This window comes from Legionella busanensis, assembly GCF_900461525.1.
GTDB lineage: Bacteria > Pseudomonadota > Gammaproteobacteria > Legionellales > Legionellaceae > Legionella_C > Legionella_C busanensis.
Genome location: NZ_UGOD01000001.1, coordinates 586,056 through 607,672 on the forward strand (window position 1 = coordinate 586,056; position 21,617 = coordinate 607,672).

A 21,617-nucleotide genomic window follows, 5' to 3' on the forward strand; every position below is an offset into this window, starting at 1 on the left:
ATGGGTTTAAAGGAGCGATATATTGCTAGTGCAGGTATTTTTTGTCAATTCATTTGTATGATGCAAGGCTTGAAAGTTAATTTCAGTAAAGTAGCCTTGATGCAGTGCAGCGTAATCAAGGTTTAAGAAATAGTGGATGTTCTAAATTGTTGGGCTAAGGCCCAATCTATGTTTGCAAGTTATTTAAATTAAATAAATGGCGAATAAAGACCTTGATTACGCTGCGCTGCATCACGGTTACGCTTACTAAAATTTTACACACCTTCGACTTCCAATTCAAAATCGATGTTACCACGTGTAGCATGACTGTAGGGACAGATTTTTTCGTGTGTTTCCTGTACTAATTCTTTTGCTTCATTAGTAGAAAGAGATGGAACTTTAACATTCATTTTAACTGCAATACCAAACCCGCCGCCTTCACGAGGGCCAACAGAGACATGACATGTTACTGTTGCACCATTGACTTTTTTCTTGTGTTGACTCGCCACAAATTCTAATGCGCCACCAAAGCAAGCTGCATAACCAGCAGCAAAAAGATGTTCCGGTGTGGTGGTATTGGGTAAGCCAGGACCCCCCATCTCTTTGGGAACGGAAAAATTTGCACTAACCGAATGATCAGTGGTTTCTGAATGGCCGTTGCGTCCTCCTGTATTAGTTGCTGTTGCAGTTACTAGCGGTTTTATGGTGTTTACTGACATGCTACTCTCCTTGTTCTTTAGGTGGTTTGGGTTTACTTACTCTGATTGTAAGGTTTCGTAGTTACATAAATATTGTTCTAGTTTCGAGAAAAAATTTTTAACTTAGTATAATTTAAACTGAGCATTAATTCCTCATAAATTGAATTCATAAAATCTCTAGATTATGCTGTCCTACAACTAAGATGTGCTACGTTATCTATGCTCATTTGAATCGCAGGAAAGCCAAAGTAGATTGGGCTAAACGAAGTGCAGCCCAACAAATCATGAATTGGTTATTTACTCTAAGATTGAAACTGTTGGGCCAAAGCTCAACATACATTTGCTCAGTGAGGTATCTTTGATACAGCGAGGTAGCCTTGATAGAGCAACGCGTAATCAAGTTTTAAGGAATAATAATTATCTTAAATTATTAGGACAAGGCCTAATCTACGTTTGCAAGATATGCACAGTAAATAAATTGAAAAAGTGATTTATTGAATGGAAACCTTGATCACGCGTTGCTCCCTCAAGGCTACCCGGGTTTTGCCCATGCTCAGGCAGTGTATTGATACTTAGTATCCTTCTCTAGGTAAGGATTTTGATTTTCCCAGATGCTATAAGTAATATACTTAAATTAAATGCAAAAAGGTTATTTCCTTCTATAATTTAAACATACTTTCTAACCTGAAGAATAAAATAAATGAAAAAAATTATTGAGGTACCAGATCTTCTTTCATATGAAAAATACGGGTTTACCCAATGTGTTCAATACGGTGACTTAATATTCGTGACAGGCCAATCCGGGCAAGATAAAGAGGGACGGATTGTTGCGCCCGATATGGAATCTCAAACTAGACAAACATTTAAAAATATTGAATATGCTTTAAAAGCAGCTCATTCAAGTTTGGACAACATCGTTTCTATGACTTCTTACATAGTAGATATCAATACAAACGGACAAAGTTATTTTCAAGCACGTAAAGCATGCATGCCTAATTCAGCATATACGAGTACATCTATTGGTGTAGCGGCACTGGCTATACCTGGCTTACTCATTGAAGTAACTTGTATTGCTTCAATTAATAAATAATGAATAGTATGATTTAAAACGGTACTTCACAATCCAAATGGTATAAAGCACAAGTAGAGAGGTAGCCTTGATGCAGCGCAGCGTAATCAAGGTTTAAAAAATAAAAATTATCTCAAATTATTGAACCAAGGCCTGATCTACGTTTGCAAGATATGCACAGTAAATAAATTGCAAAAGTGATTTAACAAATGGAAACCTTGAATACGCGTTGCTCCATCAAGGCTACGCTGGGGTAGTTTTCTGTAAGATGAAAAAGGACAAAAGTTAGCTTAGCTAGCCATATGGGTTACGATTTTGCTTTTTCAATCATCGCTGATAGAACGAATGACTCGAGCAGGATTTCCTCCAACAAGGGTGTTGGGGGGAACATGCTTAGTGACTACTGAGCCAGCAGAGACAACCGAGTTTTCACCTACAGTCACACCACCAACAATAATTGCACCAGCGGCTATCCAGACGTTTCTCTCAATCATGATAGGTTTTCCGATTGTGGTTGTACGGCGTTTAGATGGTTCAAGGGCATGGCTAGTAGTGATGATGCTAACATTTGGCCCAATCATCACATTGTCTGCGATATGGAGTCCACCAAGATCATAGAATGTACAGTTCTGATTTATGAAAACATTACGTCCGATACGAATTTCATCTCCTCCTGCAGCATAAAAGGGGGGAATTAGTAAAAAGCTTTCGTCTACTTGTTTACCGATAAGCTCACTAAACAGTGCACGGATTTCATGGGAATCATTATATGTTAAGCAATTAAGCTTGGCAGTGATTGTCATCGCTTTCTTGGTGTTGGCCGCCATGGCAGCTGATTCTGGGGTCTTACTGTGGATTACCTTAGTATTTTTCTCATTTGACATTTAGGATTTCCTTATAACCTTCATAAAGCCTATTAATCTGCCTACAGGAGAATTTCGAGTTTTTTGAAAATACCGTAACTACTTGATTTTGGTGGGCCCACTAGGACTTGAACCTAGGATCAACAGATTATGAGTCTGAAATATACCCCTTCTAGCTAGTTTTACCTCTTTTTAAACTTCCTTAAAAAAATTTTTAAAAATCAATGTTATTAAGCCATAATTGGCTTTATTTGATTTTCTATTATTTTAAATAATCTGTCTACATTGCGTCTACATGAGAATTTTGTCTACATGACATTTGAAGGAAAAATATGAGTGCTAATCCAACTAGTTTGCGCCTAACAAAATCAATTATTGATAAACTCGAACCGATTCCAGGAAAAGATCAATCTTTCTATCGCGATGAGAACCTAAAAGGTTTTGCATTAAGAATTACCAGCAGTGGCATGAAAAGCTTTATTGTCGAAACACGTATTAATGGCAAAGTAAAACGAGTCACGATTGGTAAATACGGTAATATTACGGCTAAGGAAGCGAGAAAGCAGGCTAAAAGCCTTTTGGGTAGTGTGGCTAAAGGTGATGATCCTATTGCTGAGAAGAAGACTAAACAAGTCCAAGCAATGACGCTACAGCAAGTACTTAAAGATTATCTAAAAGCCCGTAAAGATTTAAAACCAAGAACTTTAACTGACTATCATTGTGTGCTGCATGAAGTCGTACCTGACTGGCTTAATAAACCCCTTACTAAAATCACTCGCGAAATGATTGCTAAACGTCACGCAGAGCATGGTAAAACCAATAGCAAAGCACGTGCTAATAATGCTATGCGAGTTTTAAGGGCACTCTTTAACTTCGCCATGTATGAATACCAAACGGGTGATGGCCAACCCATTATTGTAGTGAATCCAGTAAAATATCTCTCGCATACTCGTGGATGGTTTCGTGTCGATCGCAAGCAAACAGTCATTAAACCGCATCAGCTAGCTAATTGGTATAAAGGCTTAAAACAGTTAGTAGAAGGAGAGGATTATCGCAATGCGCTACTATGGCATGATTACTTTCTCTTACTACTATTTACCGGAATGCGTAAAACGGAAGCGGGTTCCTTGCGTTGGTGTGACATCGATCTAAAAGCCAAAACTATTACATTACAAGATACTAAAAATAGAGAAGTGCATACACTGCCTATGTCTGATTTTATTTACGAGCTACTTAAGCGTAGAAGTCGTCAGAAAACCAGCGAATTTGTTTTTCCAGCTAATAGTAAAACAGGTTATATCTATGAGCCTAAAAAAGCAGTGTTAAAGGTAGTTGAATTATCAGGTGTACCATTTACGTTACATGATCTACGTCGCACTTTTGCAACTATTGCTGAAAGTCTTGATTTACCAGCTTACGCTTTAAAGCGATTGCTAAATCATAAAATGAATAATGATGTAACGGCAGGTTATATTATGAAAGATGTTGAGCGGCTACGTAAGCCGATGCAACAAGTAGCCAAATTTTTGCTTGAACATATGATGGAGACGGCTGAGTTATGAAATCAATGAACTAACAGAACACTGGAAATATATCTCACCGGTAATTCGTGAACCTCAAAATGGAGATGAATACGAGCAGTTAGCTAGTGTCCTCGATCAGTTATTAGATATAGTTAAGGATGATGAATCTCATGAATTAATCGGATTGGTAGACGTTATTAGTCACCTGATTTCTACGTATGATGAAACTCATGATGATCAATAACTTGGCTAAATTAAGACTATAGGTCTCTTATGCGTAGAATTCTATTAATCAGCGATACTCATGGTAATTTGGATATCATTAATGAAAAAGCGAACCAGACAAAAGCAGATATGGTTATCCATGCTGGAGATTTTGGATTTTATGATGAACAGAGTATTTATCGACTCAGTCCAAGGGAATTACGTTTATTAATTTCTCACTCACCAATTTGGCGTCAATATAATGTTGATAAGCAGACTAATCGTGACAAGCTAATAGAGATCGTCAAAGAAAATCGATTATTAGGTGATTTCCCTGATTATATCTCAGGTGAGAAAAAGTTTTCAGTTCCTGTTTATGCGGTTTGGGGAAATCACGAAGATGTACAAGTTTTGAGGCAATTAAATAGCAATCTCAGCGTTGAAAACCTGCACATGCTTGATGAAAACCACTTTTATCAATTCCAAAATGGTGAAAATAAACTTGAATTTTCTCTTTACGGCTTGGGAGGCAATTTTCTGGTTAGTAAGAAGTTATTCGATAAACCAATTGCAGGCAATGGGGGTAAGGTTTGGACTGTACTACATCAATTTGGAGCTTTGTATCAGCAGGTTAAAAATAAGAGCAAACCATCAATATTTGTATCTCATGTCAGCCCGGGAAAAGAGCCTCTTTTATCTCGTTTAATCATGCATTTTATGCCCAATTTTTGGATCAGTGGACATATGGGTGCACCGTTTACCTGCACTTGGAATCAATTTACTATCCGTGAAATGAATGAATCCTTAAGTTGGTTAGAGACAAATATTGATTTAATAGAAGAACAATACCAGCAAGGCCATCTTACAGATGAGGCCGCATTGGCTTATGAGTTAATTAAAAAACCTATTTCTAAGGATGATTCTTGGTATAAAAAATTATGGAATATTAATCTTCCTGATGTAATTGACGGACATACACTTTTAGTTTTGAAGGAGAATAAATTTTCATTAGAGACCTATTCAAATGGAATTAAATTCATTAATTGAATACTTTTAGGCGTAGACATGTAAAAAATACCTGGGGCAAAGGGGACAAGTGGGCATCCGCGTCTTTACTGGGCTAGACTCGTCCCTACCTCTTTTTATAATTTTGGGACTAGGGGACATGAATAATTCGCATGCTTAAATAATGCCTAAAAGATATAGACGATTCGCGAATCTCGATTCGCGAATCGCAAATTGCGAATTTATGCTATACTTTATTTACGCTGATGAACTGATCATATGAAATGTTAAAGCCACAAGATATCGTAATGCTTCTAAAAATTATTGCAAATAAACATCCCGCTCAATTACTTCAAAAAGATTTGGCGACATACCTTTGCATGAGTGCATCTGAAATTCATGAAGGGATGAAGCGTCTAGAATTATCAGGGTTATTAGGTCCTGTTTATCGTAAATCCTTAATGTCTGTACTTCATAAATCTAAAGATTCCACTTCCAATCAAATAATCCGAATGCCTATAAAGTCTGCATGTGAAGAGTGCTTAATATATGGTGTAAAATACTTCTTTCCTGTGGAGTTAGGATCCTATACGCGAGGTATTCCCACAAGTTATGCAGCGCCTTTATTTAAAAAGCATCTCATGTTGGGTGATGATCCTATACCGGTATGGCCATATGCTGAGGGAGAGTGTCGAGGATTAGCTTTAGAGCCTTTATACCGATCAGTACCTCAAGCTATATCTAAGCACCCAGATCAACTGTTTTACGAATTGTTGGCTCTGATTGACGCAATACGCATAGGAAGAGCAAGAGAACGGAATATTGCAATTAAACTATTAAGAGAGAAGTTATGCTTCAAAGAAACCAGCGTGCAACCTCAAATTTAAAGATGTTGGAATTTGTCGCGCGAAAACTTGGAGAGTTAAACGATGAAGTCGTTTATCTAGGTGGCTGCACCACTGCACTTTTTATCAATGATCCGCTTTCTCTGGATGTTCGGCCAACACTGGACGTGGATTGCATTATTGATGTCTTATCTTTAGGACAGTATTACAAGTTTGAGGAAAAAATAAAAGAGAAAGGCTTTCACCGTTCGCTACAAGATGATGTTACCTGTCGTTGGCATTACGACGATATTATACTCGATGTAATGCCTACTGATGAAAAAATCCTGGGTTGGGGAAATTTCTGGTATAAAGAAGCAATTAAACATGCTGTCATTCATCAAATTACAGATGATATCAAGATTAAATCGGTGACAGCCCCGTATTTTTTAGCCACTAAAATTGAGGCATTTAAATCAAGAGGAAACAATGACTTTCTTGGCAGTCATGATCTTGAAGACATTATAACGGTAATATCCGGCTGTGTTGATATTGGCGAACAAGTACAAGCTTCTAAAGATGATTTAAAATCTCATTTGAAATTAATATTCAATGAATTTTTAAAGAACGATCAATTCATGTTGTCACTACCTGGCCATGTCAGTGACGGGCCAGTGACAATGCAACGCGTTCAAACTCTCATAGAGCGAATAGAAAGGCTTGCACAATAATAAATAAGGCATCCAAAATGAAATTGGCGTGGTTAACAGATATTCATCTCAATTTTCTAGAAGTTGAAGCTCGTCAAAAATACTATGAGAACATTCTAGTTACCGGCTGTGATGCAATACTAATTAGTGGTGATATTGCCGAAGCAACTTCGTTGATTAATATTCTAAAGGAAATGGTTGGACAAATTAAAAAGCCTATCTACTTTATTGTTGGAAACCATGATTACTATCGAGGAAACATTAATGATGTTCGCAAGGCCCTAACAGAATTAAGCACAGCGAATGCCAACTTATTTTGGTTGCCAGCGTCAGGGTTACAACAACTTCCCAATAATACAGTTTTATTAGGTCAAGACGGTTGGGCTGATGGTCGGCTGGGCGATTATCAAAATAGTCCTGTTTCACTTAATGACAGCCGAATGATTGCTGATTTATTTCAGGAAAAAATGTTGGGCCGACAGCATCTATTACAAAAAATGCAGGGATTAGCTGACCAAGATGCTAATGCTCTGAAAAATGATCTAACTCAAGCGGTTAAGCAACAACCCACAAAGATCATCATTTTAACCCATGTCCCTCCATTCAAAGAGGTTTCTCAGCATATGGGTCAAATAAGTGATGATAATTATCTGCCTTATTTTAGTTCTAAAGCGATAGGCGATATATTGATGCCTTTTGCAATTGAGAATCCTTTAATCGATTTTTTAGTTCTTTGTGGGCACACGCATAGTGGTGCTGAATATCAGCCAAGAACTAACTTAATTGTGAAAGCTGGTAAAGCTGAGTATTACAAGCCCGGGATACAAGAAATAATAACTATATAGAGTTGGAAAGACTCGCACATGGTTGGAAGGATAAATAGACTGCCAACGTTAAATTTATCTATTTTGTAGATAAATGTCTCTTATTAGGCGACATTCATTATTTTATAAGTAGTGTCTTTCTTCAATCAAACTTTCATAGGGAATATGTAATTCCTTATGTAGTTTAACGATTTGAGGTAGGGTTAAACTGCGTTTTCTATTTAGAACATCACTGACGCGGCTTCTAGGGCCAAGAAACGGTTCTAAATCTTTCCTGGTTAAATTCATTTGGTCCATTAAAAAGAGAATTGCATCTACGGGATCAGAGGGTGGCATAGGATAATGTTTATTTTCATATGCCTCTACTAAAACAAGCAGGATATCAAGCTCATCACCTTCAGGCGTATCTTCTTTTGCACCCCATAGTGATTCAATGCGTTTAAGAGCTTGTTGATAATCAGTCTCATTATGTATAGGTTTAATCATTTAGTTCTACCTCCGCGGCATTAACTCGATCATATTCTTTATGAGTGCCGACAAACTTAATAAACATAGCCATTCTAGGATAGTCCACAGCACAAATAATACGATACTCATTTCCCTTAACATTAAAAACAACCCTTTCATTAGCAATAAATGAGGCATTTCTTAGCATGTCTTTAATATCTTGAGGCGTCCTCCAATTTTGTTTTAAACAAAAATGGTACCATTCATTTAAGTAAGGCTTAGACTTCTCATTACCAGGCTGTTCCCAATACTTCTTTAATTGGCTTTTTGCTATTATTCTCATCATTACAAATTATATGTTACCAAAATGGTAACGTCAAGGGTGATATAAAGCTATACATCTAAAGCAAAGTAGATCCCAGTCAAATGCTACAATTGAGCTAATCAAGGTTTAAAGAATAATGTTATCCCATTGGGGCCAAGCCCCGATTTATATTCGCACGATATGCGAAATAAACGAATTGCAAAAGTGATTTATTGAATGAAAAGCTTGATTACGCGTTGCTGCATCAAGGCTACACTGGCTTAGCCTAACCTACTTTTGTTGAATTTTTTCTAGAATTACTTCATCAATGTGAAATACTTTGTTCCTTTTAACTAAATTCCAAAGCTTTACAGGATCTAGATTTTCTAGCCCCAACTTTTCTTGAATTTGGGAAATTTTTTTATCAAGACTATTACGTAGTTCATTTAATAATGATAAAACAGTGCCGTCATTGAACTCAATAGTAGACGTTGTTTGGAATAGTTGTTGTTCTAAAATAATCTTTCCCTTTACATTTTTACCCCTTAAAACCTTGTTGACTTCTTTTGGAGGAGGACAGAGTAATGACAGGCATATTTTTTCATGAATGGATTTGCCTGCATGGGCGACATATTGATTTCTCATTTCCATTAAAAGTGCATGTATTTCTTGGTTCGTTTTAGTTTTAATGAACTTTTTATCTAGTCTGATCTTCCTTCCATCAGCATCTGTAAAGCATTTCCCATAAGTGATAACAATAGCTCTTGTCAGACCTTTTAATATAATATTTTTTCCAATATTATCACTTGTTTGAACAAGTTTATTATGCTCTTGAATAAATAGAATCGTATCTTTAATGTCTTTTTTTATTAAAATATACCCACATAAATTTTGTGCTAATTTGGTTTTTAATAGAATTGTAGGAGTTGGTGAGGCTGACTTTCTTTTATAATGATAAGTAAAAACTGGAACTCTTTGTTCATTTATGGTTTTTTTTTCATACCAATCATCATCCACTTTTTTCCATTCAGTTTTCATGAGACATTCAATATCGGAAGCTTTGTATAATTTTCATTAATAATAGACTATAAATAGTGATTGAAGTTTATAGTTTTGATGTCTAAGACTGGGATATTAGGTTTTAAAATTTGAAACAAAAAATATATTGAATTCCAGAAGGGCTCAATAATTAAAAAATTTGGCTCTACACCATTTGAGGGGGCACTTTAATCAGGTTAGGATAAACTAACCCCTTGATTTAGCGATCAAAAAGGAGATTAAAGTGCCGAAGTTTAATGTTATCTTAAATTTACCGGGATTTACAGTACAAAAAGTAAGCGGTTATCAACCGTTATTATTAGATATCAGATATATGCGTTTAGCACGTTGTGGACATTGTGCTAGTAAATCAGTGCGTAAGAAAGCCGCCTACGAGCGGTTAGTTCATCATGAATTGATTGGCCATAGACGAAGTATTCTACGATTCAGAGCCTATAAGCTTTATTGCAACGATTGTGGTCGCTACAGTAATCAGCAATTCCCCGGCATTAACAAACATCAAAGGTCGACATGGCGTTTGCAAGCCGCGGTTTTCCACGAGCATACCCGCGGTGTTTCACAAAAGGAGCTTGCAAACCACTATAAGAAAGGGAAAGCCACCATTGAGCGCTGGTATCACAAGCATTATCAGGAGCAACATCAAGAACGTAGCAATCAGGCTTGCCCCCGTATTTTAGGGATTGATGAGCATTTCTTTAATCGCAAACAAGGGTTTGCAACAACGCTTTGTGACCTTCGTCATCACAAAATCTTTGATATTGCTAAAGGGCGTAAAGCAAGTGAGTTACACGTTTACCTCAATGCACTTCAACAAAAAGAACGCGTTAGAGTTGTTTGTATGGACTTAAGCACCACCTATCGGGCCATCGTTAAAACCTATTTCCCTAACGCGTTAATCGTGGCTGATCGCTTTCATGTTATTCGCTTAATCCAACATCAGTGCATGATGACTTATCGTGAATTAACCAACAACCTGAAATACAATCGAGGGCTACTAAACCTATTACGTACTCGACCCCATAAGCTTCCTGCTGCAGCCCTAGCAAAGCGTGATTGCTTCTTAAACGATAATCCCGTCATCGAAGCCGTTTATCAATTTCAACAACAGCTTCATGACATCTTAATGCATAAAATGCTAGATAAACATCGCTGTCGAGAGCTCATTCCTATTTTCTTGGACATGATTAAACAACTTAAGAGTAGCCCTTTTAAAGCCTTAAAAGCCCTTGGCAAAACCTTGTTTGCTTGGAAAGAGGAAAGTGCACGTATGTGGCGATTCACTAAGTCAAATGGTATCACTGAAGGCTTCCATCGTAAGATGAAGCTCATTCAACGACGTGCCTATGGCTTTAGAAATTTTGAAAACTACAGAACCCGTGTTAAGGTCCTCTGTGGATGATTAAAGCTGCCCCCGTAAATGGGAAAGACCCAAAAATTTGTCTACATAACTTTTTTGAATTTTTCTGAAACTTACGTAACTACTTGATTTTATTGGTGGGCCCACTAGGACTTGAACCTAGGACCAACGGATTATGAGTTATATGTGATTAACAAGTGGCTGCCAATGTCAACAAATAACAATAATTTTATCAAAAGGTTAACTTAAAACTATTATCTCTGTCTATTGTAGATTATTGCTATTTTTTATTTTTAAATGTCCCACCAGTGTCCCATAAAATCTAACTTATAGTCAAGAAGAACTATCAAGCTCAGAAATTAATTCTTTTTGCAAGTCGAAAGTACATCCCTCATTAAAATATATTTGCCAACTGCCAGTGTTGTTTTTTTCCTGAATTTTATTAATTAGCCAATCTTCGGTATTATCTTCGATAATTTCTTCACTAAAAATTTTTTTGCTTTGTTTGTTATAATATATGTGCCGGACAAAATGGTATTGAAAGCCATTTGAATTCAAAATTCCTGTTTTAGTTTCCATAACCTTTCCATTGCAGTGCACTTTTCCTTTATTATGATTATAGATAATAAAAAGTAGGCAAGTAGCTTAAAAGACTTATATTTATCCAATCATTGATCAGTTTTGAGAGACATAGATTATCAAGGGTTATAAATTTTGTTATAGATAGGAAGATAAGTAACTTCAATATTAACAAAGTATTTAAGTACACTGTCATCTATTCTACTTCTTACAGAGAAAAAAATATGCTGTTTTTCTTGTACCCAACCAATAGCTACGATTTCATTCTCATTTCCAGAAACTTTTTTAAGTACAATCCCCTTGCCATATTTATCTCTGAGCTTTTCCAAAATATCTTTAATTTCTTTTATACTTTCTGTCGAATAGGTCAAGTCATATCCATATAAGTGATTATCTAAAAAATAATAACCTACGATAAAATTTTTGCTATATTCTGGTAAAAACAATTTATCTTGGGATATCATTACAACCTTTTCAGCATTGTGAATTGAGCTTGGAGCTGGTTGTATAACTCCTCTTTCACCATCAAAATCCAGCGGGATATGACTATCACCCCAAATCGAGTCGCTTTCACTATTAGCATGTTTTACTTCATTTTCAGACATTCCCCATGTTGCATTTAAGAGAGCTTTTGAAGCATCATTAAATATATAGGCATAGCAAAAAATTACTAAAGATAGGGTTATAATTACACTGAGGGTGATAATTAATTTGTTCTTTGTCCAGCTTACTCCTTCCAGTATCCACCAGAGGCAACTTATTATAATTACTGGCAAAATGCCCAATATTAAAAATATAACTACCCCTGTCATTACACTTTCAAAATTTGAGAAAAATAGGGAAACAAGTATAGAAATTAAAAGCCATAAAATTCCGAAAGATATACCTATCCTTTGTCTTAAAGGTAAACCTCGCATAATTAATTCCTTTTATATAAATTTTATTCCTATACTTTTTATAAAATATAGTAGATAGGCTTGTATAATGATTTAGAGCAACCAATGAATCTGAATATGGTCTCAAGCAATGAAGGGTGACGCTACACACGCGCACGTCATGGGGTCTGGATTTAATTAGGAATAGGAGACGTAAATATGGTTGCATTATATTTTGATAAAAACTTTAATATCCACATTTCATTATTTGCTAATTCTCCGAAGACTCGGCGATCTGAAAGAGGAACATGCAGCGCTAAAACTAGAAAAAAAACTTTATGTCAGGCTCCACCTGTTTGGGACAACTTTAGAGATAATGCAATAAATGGACGCTGTAAATTGCATGGTGGCTTGTCAACAGGACCTAAAACAAAAGCAGGTCGAAACGCAATTAGTGAAAGTAACCGTAGACGAAAAAAGCAAAAAGGTTAAATGCTACCTACAATAAAATACTATGTATTTGTTTCTTCTTGATATGACGTTGTAACATTTAATAACTCACCTATTTTATCGATTGCGTTTGAGATCTCAATTGGAAGATGTATTTTAAGATTACATGATTTTATATGTTCTTTATATCCTTCTAACATATAAGAATGGATTAAGTTAAGGTTGCGAGCGGCTTCTAGTAGCTCTGTATAGGAGGGTAAATAAAATATTTTATAAAGATAACGATAAAGAGGTATAGTGCTATATATAGCGAGAAGTTTGGAAGAGCACGTCTTAACTTCTTTTGAAACTTCATTATCAGCCACAGCATTAGTTAGCTTGCTGCGGAATAAAAGAAGCGTATAGCTAATAAGTCCCATAATTTTTTTTAATTCGAAGATTGGTTCTAAAATTAACTTTAAAACAAACTGGCTTAAAATAAATATAATAATTGCTGAAAATATAGTTAGTATAAAGCTCATTAATTTTCCTCTTAATGGACTATGAGACTATAGAAGATATCTTTATTTTCTTAATCAAAATAGACTCTGTTTATTAAAAAGAGGCGAAATGCTCGCCTCTTAAGGCTGGTTTAAAATAGATTTTCTTCATCAATAGCCTTGGCATTGGTAACTGTTACTTCAGAAACTGCTGGTTTCACACTAAAATTTATTGTTAATGGCTGGGCTTTTTCAGAACCTAAAACTGAATTAGCAATAAGTTCTGAATAATTAAACTGCGTCTTTAAGATAAAACAATAAAGAGCAGTATCAATTTTAATTTTGCCATTAGAAAGTAGAGCCATGCGACCTAGGCTGATAATTTTAGCAAAAGCAGCTTCTTCTGCAATTTCAGCAGCATCATTAAACTCCTTATGTTCCATTTTCCATTCATTGTAAGTTTTACGGGTAATACCTAGCGCTTGACAGACTTCAATTACAGAGCGACCGTCTTTAAATAGGGGTAATAATTGTTTGCATAACTCCCTCGAATATTTTGGTCTCTTAACCATAATAATTTTCCAAAAAAATAGCGATTAAATAGATTATAGAACTCTAAAAAACTAACAATATCGTACGTTCTATCTCGTTTAAAATGATTTAGTCACCACAACTTGAATATTCAACAAACCTATAGGGCTTTTTTTCTGGTCTACAAAGATATTGTAGTGAAAGTTTATCAAACCAAAAAGAAAAACCACCCTCCCAATCACCGTTACGTTGTTTATCGCAGCCCCAAACGCAATCCACTTCACTTTCTAAGTTAATAACCTTGTCTGTAGTGTTTTGTTCACTAAAGGATTGCTCTCGTATTAATTTCTCTTTATCCTTATTTCGCCAAATACTAAAGCAGTTATCTGCTAAATCACTAATTGCCCCCGTGCCTTTCGTATCTAATTTACCAGGAGGTTTTGATTCATCCTGCCCCTTTCTTGGGTGAACAACAATATGAACATGACAGTTGTGCTCATTTTTGAAATCGCATAATTTCTCCATGAGGGCTTTCTGGGCTTTCAAATCATCCTCAGCAATATCAAGTTTCATGAAGGAATCAATTACAAAAACATCAATTCCATAGCGCTGGCGCGCATAAAGAAACACATCTAGTAAACGTTGAGCTTTTGTTGTACCAAGTAAATCAAATATCCAAAGCTTATTTTCATACCACTTATGAATCGCTCGAATATATTCTTTGGTGGGCTGCGAAAGTGCTCCAGCTTGTTTAGTTAGTCGCATTAACATTCGGCCGGGCTTTAATTCAAGACTTGCAATACAAACTTTAGCCCCTTGTGTTATACAGCCTAAAATTATCTGTCCTAGAAATTGGCTTTTTCCATGGCCATTTATACCTGTCCAAACAGAAAGTTCGGCAGGTCGGAAAACAATTTTGCCTTTAGTTTTTTCCCAAGGTGGTTGATACCCTAGATTTGCATTTGGCGGGGGGTAAAAGAATTCGATTACCTGATCAACAAATTGAGTTGCTGATTTAAGTTCGTCAGGATCACAAGTTTTTGCTTCTTTAAAACATCGGTATATTTTATCGGGATCGATATTAGCAACAAGACATTCATTTGCATCCTTGTAAGGTAAATTTACAATTCTGCATCGGTGTCTTCCCAGTCGCTCAATTAACTCCAATGTAGCTAGTAATCCTTCCTCATCATTATCTAGACATAAATATATTTCATCAAAAATACTTAACCTATCAAATTCATATTCAATCCAACGATGCTTATTTCCGGTTCCACCTCCAAAGGGCACGGAAAGGGCTGGAAGCCCATATTGATATAAAGTCATGGCGTCAATTTCACCCTCGCAAATAATTACTGATCTTGCAGCATCAGGCATTAAATCCCAGCCAAATAAACATGGTTCGCAGTTTAATTCTACTGACATTATTTTCTTGCCTTCAGGGCGATCTAGATTGAGATACTTAATAAAAATAAGCTCATTATTACGCCAGTATGGGAAAATTGTTTGTCGGCCTCGCTCACCGATTTTAAAGGCCTTAATAGTTCCCAAAAGTAGTTTTCTTTTTTCAATTAAATACTGCATTACTGGTGAGGAAGACTGTCCAATAGCTCTATATTTTTGTTTGGGCTTTGCAAATTTTTCGGGTTTGTAGGATATAAATCGAGGTGAAAATATACCTAGATGAGTAGCTGCTTCTTTTATTGCCTCATGTAGAGACAGATTTTGAGTTTTTGCCCAGAGATCTAGTAAGTCTCCTTTATCACCATTGGCAAAATCAGCCCATACTCCTGCTTTTTCACCTGTAAGGTGAACACCTAAAGATTTCCCTGCTTCACCATTTACACTTCCTGCGCGCCATTCATCACCTTCTTTCTTACCATTCGGTAATAGTAATCTCGCAATATCTTCTGCATTTTGTGCCAACAAATTAGATATTTCTCTGGCCATCATAGCTAAATTACTCCCTTTAAAAATTGGCGTCTGTTAGACCCATTCACAGAATGATTGTTATTAGTTTGAGAATTATTTATAAAGCGTTCAATATGTGTTGAGTCGCGAAAAATTAATTCAATATCGTTATAAACCTGATTCCTATCATTCTGTCCCATATTGTATGGGGTGTTAGCACAGCCATCTATCGCACTTTTAAGTTCTTCTTTGCTATAAAGCGCCAAAGCTTCTTTAATCCTTTTTCTACGTTTTTTATCCAATTTGGCTCTAGGATATTTCATTGTAGTTTGCCAATATTTAAAAATTTCCTGTATTGCAGGCACTGATTCTTCTTTGGAACACTTAAACGAAGAAGTATTGTCTTTAACATCTTGTAATGATGTGTATTTAGTGGAGTTATTAATATCGTTATTTGAGGTGCTATCAGCACTTAGGGTTAAATCAGCTTGCTCTCGGTTGGTAGAGCTATCAGGATCTAGTAGCTGGGAGCGCTTAGTCGAGTCAGCACTTAGCTCTTCAAATAGTTTTAAGTTAAAAGAATAGTGATTATTACAACCAGATTTTCTTATGACGTAAAGTAGTTCTTTTTTTTCAAGTGATTTGATTGCTCTTTTAATTGAGGCAATGGACAAACTACAATCATTAGCTAAAGATGAGATTGAAGGATAGCACACGGATTTTTTTCCAATGTAACTGGCTAAAATAAACAGCATCAATTTCTCGTGCGCATTTAGATATTGTTTAGCAAATTTTCCTCGGCGAATAAACCGATCTACAATAATTTGAGATTGTATATACATAAATTTATCATCCATGAAAGTTTGCAAGTGAATAAAGTGTTTATCCACTTGCAAACATAAATTGTTATTGTTCATATGTTTTTATAATTTTCTTAAGCCCCTCGATGTTTCGTCTTGCGAGTCTAATTCCCGGATTATTCTTGGAATATAAACTAGCGATAGAAACTGATTGCGTAAGGCTCTCAGCGCAGGATCTCAAACGATTAATATCCGTGAGATTTATTGTGATTCTAGAAGTGCTGGCTATGCGTTCTCTTTCTCTCCAGCCATATATAAAGCTTATTAGATAATCTAGCCAGTCATTGTCAGAATTATATATAAACAGGGTTTCAATTTTATAAACAAATTTCGTTGGCTCCTTGGTTCTTTTCCGTGGATAATTGGTTTCGTAGCTTTTAACAGTTTTAAAAGCTGATGTAGGAGTAGCATTGTAACCCGTTAATATTTTTTTACTGAGTGTAAATAATAGGTTGTCATAAGAAAAAACCTTTTTCAAACTGCCTAGATTTGCTGGACTGTTTCTATCATCCATGATCATTCTCCCTTGCTGTGGCTTGCAACCCATTCAAAAAATGCGGCTTCGTTAATCAAAACGCGCTTTCCAAGCTTTATTACCACCTTTTCGAAGCCATTTGTTTTTTTATTGAAAATATAACTACGTAAAGCAGCTATCGTAGGCCAGTGATGATATTTATCCCAGTCGGGAACAGGAATATAACGAGGGTTCTTATCTGCAAATATGGGTTTTTCTTTTGTCTTCATATTGACTCCTTAGAGTTAAAGGTTATGTGGCTTAATCGCCACTAGTCATTACGATGACATACTCTTTTCTGTAAAAAAATTAGGTTAATAGGGTCAAAAAATTAATAAAAAAATAACCCTATTTTAGATCCTAGAAGACTCTGATGTTTTTAGGAAAATAGGGTTAAAAAAAATTTATATATTTACTTATTTTAATCCGACCAGGTCTCGTAGTTGCTTTATTGTAGAGCATGGTTTGCTAGGCCTACCTCGTTGGAATTTTAATTTCATCTTTGTAAAATACTTAGATAGCCTGGCAAGGGATTGTGTAAAATGCTCCGGAGCGATATGTTTTAGAATATTAACAAATTCAGCTTTGGTTCCAGGCATTTTATTTTTATTGATGATAATATTTTTAGTAGCTGCTTCGGCTATCAATTTATCAATGGTTGTTAACATATCACATTGTTTCTGTATCACTCCTTTTTCCTTAATTTCTTCATTTTCTTCTTTGAGTTTTTTTGTATCAGAATTTTTATTAAGAGAGTCTTCTGATATTATTTTAGGAAATATATTCACCTGAATAGGCCTCTCTTTTTTAGGCTCTTGTTGTTTAAGAGGAACAGAGGCGAGGCTAAATGGAGGGATATCTGTTAGGTTGAATGATAATTGTTGTTTTTTAAGGGCCTGTATTTCATATTTTTTCAACCACGATAGTGTATCTTTTATGCCTTCTATCATCTTAAAGTCGGCTAAAATGTGACTGTCAATACTTATATTATTGGCTAATAACAATGAGTCTAAATTTTTTTTTGTCTCTATAGTGGTATTACTGAATTCCTGCAATTTGTTTACAGATTTTACTATTTCGCTAATGAGCATAATAAATATCCTTATCTATTATTGTTAAAAATTTTTTCGTTCATGCTAGCAACAACTTTGCTGGTATGGGAGTCAGATAGGTGAGCGTAGCGTTTAACCATTTGAAGAGTTTTATGTCCTAAAATTTCAGCAATTTCTGCTAGGCTTGCGTTATTCATCGCTAGGTAAGAAGCACAGCTATGACGTAGATCATGCCAGCGAAAATCATTAACTTGCGCACGCTTTAAGGCATTCTCGAAAGGAGTACGAAGATCAACTGGTTTAGTAAAGTCCTGATTAGGAAATACTAAGTCGCAACTAAGATGGCGAACTTTTGATAATTGATTAATTAATTCGAAAGCATGTCCTGTTAAAGGTAATAACCGCCTTTCACCATTTTTAGTTTCGTGTAAAATAATAACTTGTCGATTGAAGTCAATATCTTTCCAGTGCAATCCCATAAGTTCCATTTTTCGAGCTCCAGTTGAAAGAGCAAGAACGACTGCAGTGTAAAGATATTGACTTTCACTTTTTCTACACTCAGCTAACAAGCGGTTACGTTCATCATCCGATAGAAAGCGAACCCGGCCACGTGGTTCTTTAGGTTTTGTAACTCGGCGCATAGGTGAGTCTTCAAGCCATCCCCATTCTTTTACTGCCATAGTAAATGCATGAGACAGAGCTGCCATATATCGAACGACAGTAGAGGGAGAGCGTAATTTATTGCGGGTCGTTATTCCAGATAATAGCTTGTCTCTTTTTTCAGCTATAATAGATGGAGAAATATCTGCTAAGCTATATTGCCCTAATTCCTCTTGCCACCATTTAAGATGGAGAATAGTGTTTCTACTGTTTTTAGGTTTATGAGGGATAACGTCTCTTATATACCGATCAAGCATTTCGCCAAGTGTTCTTTTTTTAGCCTCAGTAGTTTTGAAGTGTTTACGATTACGGATATCTACTTCGGTTTGTTGCGCCCATCGCGTAGCATCAGTTTTTCTGGCAAAGGTTGCCTGCTGGCTTGGGAAGCCTTTAATTCTTACTTTAACTCTGTAGCTAACTTTACCTTCTTTATTAATTCTTTCTTCAATACTGGCCATAGGAAAACAACATAAAAACTAATGGTAGTATGCTATAACAAATGGTAAAAAATAACAACATAGGAATTTTAATCCTATGGGTTAATTGTAAATCTATATATAGAACCTCAATATTTATTTTATACTATAGCCTGAGGGGCATTTATGGGGCACTGTAATTTTATTAGACACCGATCACTGTTGGCCATTGCAGTTCAAAGTTCAAATATGGTATAACTTTTCGCAAATGTGTCCTTATTTCTGCTTTACAAATTTTACTGCAAATTAAGGCTTAAGTCTGGTTTTGATAATTTTTAATCTTTAAAATAATACGCTTCTTGTATAGCTTGTGCTTTTGTTAATGACAAAATTATAAAATCAGGCAAGAAGTTCGATAACCTACATGATGTTAAAGAGAAATATATGCAAACAAATTTAATGGATGGAAGTGTCATTGAAACAGAAGTTGGATCAAAAGAGAAATATATGCAGATAAATTTAATGGATGGAAGCGCCATTGAGATAGGAGTTGGAGCAAAGGGCTTTGATTTGGTGCGCCAAGTAAAAAAATCTCTTAATGGTCATCAGGCTGTAGCGCTTAAGGTAAATGATATATTTAAAGATCTTAATACTGAGCTTCAAGACGGTGATACGATTCAAGTACTGACTTTTGATGATCCAGAAGGTAAGGAAATATTCTGGCATTCTTCAGCGCATTTACTTGCTCAAGCGATAGCGCGTTTATATCCTGAAGCAAAGCCTACTATAGGGCCCGCCATTGAATCAGGTTTTTATTACGATTTTGCTGATTTGTCGATTTCTGCTGATGACTTTCCACAAATTGAGGCTGAAGTTCAAAAAATTATTCAAGAACGATTTGAGCCTAAACGTATTGAATATTCTGATAAAGAAGAAGCAAAAAGGGTGTTTAACCATAACCCTTTTAAAATTGAAATGATTGAAAAACTAGATGAGGGTTTAAGCGCTTATTCTCAAGGTGAATTTATTGACTTATGTAGGGGCCCGCATATTCCTCATCTCGGGATAGTACAAGCATTCAAGCTTATGAAAACTTCTGGTGCTTATTGGCGTGGTGATAAGAATAATCCGCAATTGACTCGGATCTACGGAATTTCTTTTCCAGATAAAAAATTATTAAAGTCCCATTTGAATTTCTTAGAAGAAGCAGCAAAGCGTGATCATCGTATCATTGGCAAACAACTTGGTTTGTTTTCTTTTCATAAAGAAGGGCCCGGTATGCCTTTTATCCATCCTAAAGGGATGATTGTTTGGAATGAATTGATGCGATATTGGCAGGAACAGCATGATAGAGAAGGCTATAAGCAGATTAAAACGCCAATACTTATGTCTCACGAATTATGGGAAACATCAGGTCATTGGGATTTTTATCGAGAAAATATGTACCTTAGTGTAGTTGATGAAAAAACCAGTGTTTTAAAGCCTATGAATTGCCCTGGCGGCATGTTGTTTTATAAAGAAGATATGTATTCTTATCGTCAGCTTCCTCTACGTATTGCTGAAGTAGGCGTAGTGCATCGACATGAGTTTAGCGGTGCACTATCTGGTTTATTCCGAGTGCGTTGCTTTCACCAAGATGATGCTCATATTTTTATGAAACCTACAGATATTGCTGATGAAATTCACAAGGTTTTATCATTAGCAACATCGATGTATAAATTGTTTGGATTAGATTATCACTTAGAGTTATCGACAAGGCCTGAGCAATCTATTGGAACTGATGAACAATGGCAATTGGCAACAGATGGTTTAATCGAATCTTTAAATCGCTGCGGCTATACTTATAGGCTCAATGAAGGTGATGGTGCATTTTATGGGCCTAAAATTGATATTCATATCCGAGATGCAATCGGTAGAACTTGGCAATGTGGAACCATTCAGCTGGACTTAAATTTACCAGAGCGATTTGATTTAAATTACATTGACGCGAATGGTGAAAAACAACGTCCTGTTATGATTCATCGTGTGATTTATGGATCAATAGAACGGTTTTTTGGCATTCTTATTGAACATTATGCTGGTAAGTTTCCGCTCTGGCTAGCACCTATTCAAGTAACAATATTGCCTGTCGCCGAGAGCCATCATAATTATGCTGAGAGCGTATTAGAGCAATTTTTAGAAGCTGGATTACGAGCAGAAGTTGATTTTGATAATGAATCAATTAATAAGAAAGTGCGTAAAGCCCAGCTTAAACAAATTAATTACATTATTGTAGTTGGGGATAAGGAGCTGACAGAGGGTACTTTAAGCGTAAGAGCAGCTAATAATCTTGTCGGTACTAAGCCTATTGCTGAGGTAATTAATAGTTTAAAAGATGAGTATCAAAGTCGCTCGCCTCGACGCAATACAGTTTAATCAGTTTTA

24 protein-coding genes are annotated in these 21,617 nt (G+C 35.9%); 9 read left to right on the forward strand and 15 right to left on the reverse strand.

All coding sequences use genetic code 11. From position 1 onward, the window contains the following. Nucleotides 1–254 precede the first annotated feature (254 nt). Nucleotides 255–698, reverse strand: a complete 444-nt coding sequence (locus DYH30_RS02655) for an organic hydroperoxide resistance protein (RefSeq protein ID WP_115330171.1) — start codon at nucleotides 696–698, stop codon at nucleotides 255–257. A 679-nt stretch (nucleotides 699–1,377) separates the two neighbouring features. Between DYH30_RS02655 and DYH30_RS02660 the strand changes: the two genes are divergently transcribed. Continuing rightward, a complete protein-coding gene (locus tag DYH30_RS02660; RefSeq protein WP_115330172.1) occupies nucleotides 1,378–1,767 on the forward strand; it encodes a RidA family protein in 390 nt (129 codons plus the stop codon). Nucleotides 1,768–2,069: 302 nt separating this feature from the next. Here the strand turns inward: DYH30_RS02660 and DYH30_RS02665 are convergent, their stop codons facing one another. After that, nucleotides 2,070–2,630: a sugar O-acetyltransferase gene (locus tag DYH30_RS02665; protein ID WP_115330173.1), complete on the reverse strand. Its 561-nt coding sequence runs from the start codon at nucleotides 2,628–2,630 to the stop codon at nucleotides 2,070–2,072. A gap of 311 nt (nucleotides 2,631–2,941) precedes the next feature. Between DYH30_RS02665 and DYH30_RS02670 the strand changes: the two genes are divergently transcribed. From DYH30_RS02670 to DYH30_RS02695, 5 genes are all read left to right on the forward strand, one after another. Beyond that, entirely contained in the window at nucleotides 2,942–4,171 is a 1,230-nt protein-coding gene (locus DYH30_RS02670; RefSeq protein WP_115330174.1) for a tyrosine-type recombinase/integrase, read from the forward strand. 234 nt (nucleotides 4,172–4,405) lie between these two features. After that, nucleotides 4,406–5,383, forward strand: coding sequence for a metallophosphoesterase family protein (locus DYH30_RS02680; protein ID WP_115330175.1), 978 nt, complete (start codon nucleotides 4,406–4,408; stop codon nucleotides 5,381–5,383). A gap of 242 nt (nucleotides 5,384–5,625) precedes the next feature. Then, nucleotides 5,626–6,228 (forward strand): hypothetical protein, encoded by a 603-nt coding sequence (locus DYH30_RS02685; RefSeq protein ID WP_115330176.1) that lies wholly within the window; start codon nucleotides 5,626–5,628, stop codon nucleotides 6,226–6,228. After that, entirely contained in the window at nucleotides 6,192–6,896 is a 705-nt protein-coding gene (locus DYH30_RS02690; protein WP_244917897.1) for a hypothetical protein, read from the forward strand. The genes DYH30_RS02685 and DYH30_RS02690 overlap by 37 nt, the downstream gene beginning before the upstream one ends. Nucleotides 6,897–6,913: 17 nt before the next feature. Next, nucleotides 6,914–7,720 (forward strand): metallophosphoesterase family protein, encoded by an 807-nt coding sequence (locus tag DYH30_RS02695; protein ID WP_115330178.1) that lies wholly within the window; start codon nucleotides 6,914–6,916, stop codon nucleotides 7,718–7,720. 102 nt (nucleotides 7,721–7,822) lie between these two features. Here DYH30_RS02695 and DYH30_RS02700 read toward each other — a convergent pair whose 3' ends face one another. The 3 genes from DYH30_RS02700 to DYH30_RS02710 all read right to left on the reverse strand — a co-directional run bounded on the left by DYH30_RS02700 (nucleotide 7,823) and on the right by DYH30_RS02710 (nucleotide 9,488). Then, nucleotides 7,823–8,185 (reverse strand): helix-turn-helix domain-containing protein, encoded by a 363-nt coding sequence (locus DYH30_RS02700; protein ID WP_115330179.1) that lies wholly within the window; start codon nucleotides 8,183–8,185, stop codon nucleotides 7,823–7,825. Beyond that, nucleotides 8,178–8,492 (reverse strand): type II toxin-antitoxin system HigB family toxin, encoded by a 315-nt coding sequence (locus DYH30_RS02705; RefSeq protein ID WP_242604714.1) that lies wholly within the window; start codon nucleotides 8,490–8,492, stop codon nucleotides 8,178–8,180. Before DYH30_RS02705 ends, DYH30_RS02700 begins: the two co-directional genes overlap by 8 nt. Nucleotides 8,493–8,741: 249 nt before the next feature. Continuing rightward, the gene (locus DYH30_RS02710) at nucleotides 8,742–9,488 is read right to left on the reverse strand and encodes a hypothetical protein (protein WP_115330180.1); all 747 of its coding nucleotides are present in this window, start codon (nucleotides 9,486–9,488) and stop codon (nucleotides 8,742–8,744) included. Nucleotides 9,489–9,732: 244 nt separating this feature from the next. Here DYH30_RS02710 and DYH30_RS02715 point away from each other — a divergent pair, with 244 nt between their 5' ends. Next, on the forward strand, nucleotides 9,733–10,908 hold the full coding sequence (locus tag DYH30_RS02715) for an ISL3 family transposase (protein ID WP_115330181.1): 1,176 nt from the start codon (nucleotides 9,733–9,735) through the stop codon (nucleotides 10,906–10,908). A gap of 291 nt (nucleotides 10,909–11,199) precedes the next feature. Here the strand turns inward: DYH30_RS02715 and DYH30_RS02720 are convergent, their stop codons facing one another. Together DYH30_RS02720 and DYH30_RS02725 are read right to left on the reverse strand one after the other, a co-directional pair. Then, the gene (locus tag DYH30_RS02720; RefSeq protein ID WP_115330182.1) at nucleotides 11,200–11,445 is read right to left on the reverse strand and encodes a hypothetical protein; all 246 of its coding nucleotides are present in this window, start codon (nucleotides 11,443–11,445) and stop codon (nucleotides 11,200–11,202) included. A gap of 119 nt (nucleotides 11,446–11,564) precedes the next feature. Further along, a complete protein-coding gene (locus DYH30_RS02725) occupies nucleotides 11,565–12,362 on the reverse strand; it encodes a hypothetical protein (protein WP_115330183.1) in 798 nt (265 codons plus the stop codon). Between the two features lie 177 nt (nucleotides 12,363–12,539). Between DYH30_RS02725 and DYH30_RS02730 the strand changes: the two genes are divergently transcribed. Beyond that, nucleotides 12,540–12,812 (forward strand): HGGxSTG domain-containing protein, encoded by a 273-nt coding sequence (locus tag DYH30_RS02730; RefSeq protein ID WP_207385777.1) that lies wholly within the window; start codon nucleotides 12,540–12,542, stop codon nucleotides 12,810–12,812. Nucleotides 12,813–12,832: 20 nt separating this feature from the next. Here the strand turns inward: DYH30_RS02730 and DYH30_RS02735 are convergent, their stop codons facing one another. The 8 genes from DYH30_RS02735 to DYH30_RS02770 form a co-directional block, all read right to left on the reverse strand. After that, the gene (locus DYH30_RS02735) at nucleotides 12,833–13,291 is read right to left on the reverse strand and encodes a hypothetical protein (protein ID WP_115330184.1); all 459 of its coding nucleotides are present in this window, start codon (nucleotides 13,289–13,291) and stop codon (nucleotides 12,833–12,835) included. A 110-nt stretch (nucleotides 13,292–13,401) separates the two neighbouring features. Beyond that, nucleotides 13,402–13,821 (reverse strand): transposase, encoded by a 420-nt coding sequence (locus DYH30_RS02740; protein ID WP_115330185.1) that lies wholly within the window; start codon nucleotides 13,819–13,821, stop codon nucleotides 13,402–13,404. A gap of 88 nt (nucleotides 13,822–13,909) precedes the next feature. Further along, on the reverse strand, nucleotides 13,910–15,733 hold the full coding sequence (locus DYH30_RS02745; RefSeq protein ID WP_115330186.1) for a bifunctional DNA primase/helicase: 1,824 nt from the start codon (nucleotides 15,731–15,733) through the stop codon (nucleotides 13,910–13,912). Between the two features lie 2 nt (nucleotides 15,734–15,735). Next, on the reverse strand, nucleotides 15,736–16,533 hold the full coding sequence (locus tag DYH30_RS02750) for a helix-turn-helix domain-containing protein (protein WP_160116145.1): 798 nt from the start codon (nucleotides 16,531–16,533) through the stop codon (nucleotides 15,736–15,738). Nucleotides 16,534–16,597: 64 nt separating this feature from the next. Next, nucleotides 16,598–17,065 (reverse strand): hypothetical protein, encoded by a 468-nt coding sequence (locus DYH30_RS02755; RefSeq protein ID WP_115330188.1) that lies wholly within the window; start codon nucleotides 17,063–17,065, stop codon nucleotides 16,598–16,600. A gap of 2 nt (nucleotides 17,066–17,067) precedes the next feature. Continuing rightward, nucleotides 17,068–17,295, reverse strand: coding sequence for a hypothetical protein (locus DYH30_RS02760; RefSeq protein ID WP_115330189.1), 228 nt, complete (start codon nucleotides 17,293–17,295; stop codon nucleotides 17,068–17,070). Between the two features lie 186 nt (nucleotides 17,296–17,481). Beyond that, nucleotides 17,482–18,156: a hypothetical protein gene (locus DYH30_RS02765; protein WP_115330190.1), complete on the reverse strand. Its 675-nt coding sequence runs from the start codon at nucleotides 18,154–18,156 to the stop codon at nucleotides 17,482–17,484. 11 nt (nucleotides 18,157–18,167) lie between these two features. Further along, nucleotides 18,168–19,235, reverse strand: coding sequence for a tyrosine-type recombinase/integrase (locus DYH30_RS02770; RefSeq protein WP_115330191.1), 1,068 nt, complete (start codon nucleotides 19,233–19,235; stop codon nucleotides 18,168–18,170). 402 nt (nucleotides 19,236–19,637) lie between these two features. Between DYH30_RS02770 and thrS the strand changes: the two genes are divergently transcribed. Further along, entirely contained in the window at nucleotides 19,638–21,608 is a 1,971-nt protein-coding gene (gene thrS / locus DYH30_RS02775) for a threonine--tRNA ligase (RefSeq protein ID WP_207385776.1), read from the forward strand. Nucleotides 21,609–21,617: the final 9 nt, after the last annotated feature.

Bases quoted from the DNA above. Each gene is read 5' to 3' on its own strand.
- DYH30_RS02660 (WP_115330172.1), top strand. From the start codon at position 1,378: ATGAAAAAAATTATTGAGGTACCAGATCTTCTTTCATATGAAAAATAC.
- DYH30_RS02690 (WP_244917897.1), top strand. From the start codon at position 6,192: ATGCTTCAAAGAAACCAGCGTGCAACCTCAAATTTAAAGATGTTGGAA.
- DYH30_RS02740 (WP_115330185.1), bottom strand. From the start codon at position 13,821: ATGGTTAAGAGACCAAAATATTCGAGGGAGTTATGCAAACAATTATTA.
- thrS (WP_207385776.1), top strand. From the start codon at position 19,638: ATGCAAACAAATTTAATGGATGGAAGTGTCATTGAAACAGAAGTTGGA.
- DYH30_RS02655 (WP_115330171.1), bottom strand. From the start codon at position 698: ATGTCAGTAAACACCATAAAACCGCTAGTAACTGCAACAGCAACTAAT.
- DYH30_RS02695 (WP_115330178.1), top strand. From the start codon at position 6,914: ATGAAATTGGCGTGGTTAACAGATATTCATCTCAATTTTCTAGAAGTT.
- DYH30_RS02710 (WP_115330180.1), bottom strand. From the start codon at position 9,488: ATGAAAACTGAATGGAAAAAAGTGGATGATGATTGGTATGAAAAAAAA.
- DYH30_RS02670 (WP_115330174.1), top strand. From the start codon at position 2,942: ATGAGTGCTAATCCAACTAGTTTGCGCCTAACAAAATCAATTATTGAT.
- DYH30_RS02745 (WP_115330186.1), bottom strand. From the start codon at position 15,733: ATGATGGCCAGAGAAATATCTAATTTGTTGGCACAAAATGCAGAAGAT.
- DYH30_RS02700 (WP_115330179.1), bottom strand. From the start codon at position 8,185: ATGATTAAACCTATACATAATGAGACTGATTATCAACAAGCTCTTAAA.
- DYH30_RS02665 (WP_115330173.1), bottom strand. From the start codon at position 2,630: ATGTCAAATGAGAAAAATACTAAGGTAATCCACAGTAAGACCCCAGAA.
- DYH30_RS02720 (WP_115330182.1), bottom strand. From the start codon at position 11,445: ATGGAAACTAAAACAGGAATTTTGAATTCAAATGGCTTTCAATACCAT.
- DYH30_RS02770 (WP_115330191.1), bottom strand. From the start codon at position 19,235: ATGGCCAGTATTGAAGAAAGAATTAATAAAGAAGGTAAAGTTAGCTAC.
- DYH30_RS02680 (WP_115330175.1), top strand. From the start codon at position 4,406: ATGCGTAGAATTCTATTAATCAGCGATACTCATGGTAATTTGGATATC.
- DYH30_RS02725 (WP_115330183.1), bottom strand. From the start codon at position 12,362: ATGCGAGGTTTACCTTTAAGACAAAGGATAGGTATATCTTTCGGAATT.
- DYH30_RS02760 (WP_115330189.1), bottom strand. From the start codon at position 17,295: ATGAAGACAAAAGAAAAACCCATATTTGCAGATAAGAACCCTCGTTAT.
- DYH30_RS02750 (WP_160116145.1), bottom strand. From the start codon at position 16,533: ATGTATATACAATCTCAAATTATTGTAGATCGGTTTATTCGCCGAGGA.
- DYH30_RS02755 (WP_115330188.1), bottom strand. From the start codon at position 17,065: ATGGATGATAGAAACAGTCCAGCAAATCTAGGCAGTTTGAAAAAGGTT.
- DYH30_RS02730 (WP_207385777.1), top strand. From the start codon at position 12,540: ATGGTTGCATTATATTTTGATAAAAACTTTAATATCCACATTTCATTA.
- DYH30_RS02765 (WP_115330190.1), bottom strand. From the start codon at position 18,156: ATGCTCATTAGCGAAATAGTAAAATCTGTAAACAAATTGCAGGAATTC.
- DYH30_RS02705 (WP_242604714.1), bottom strand. From the start codon at position 8,492: ATGATGAGAATAATAGCAAAAAGCCAATTAAAGAAGTATTGGGAACAG.
- DYH30_RS02685 (WP_115330176.1), top strand. From the start codon at position 5,626: ATGTTAAAGCCACAAGATATCGTAATGCTTCTAAAAATTATTGCAAAT.
- DYH30_RS02735 (WP_115330184.1), bottom strand. From the start codon at position 13,291: ATGAGCTTTATACTAACTATATTTTCAGCAATTATTATATTTATTTTA.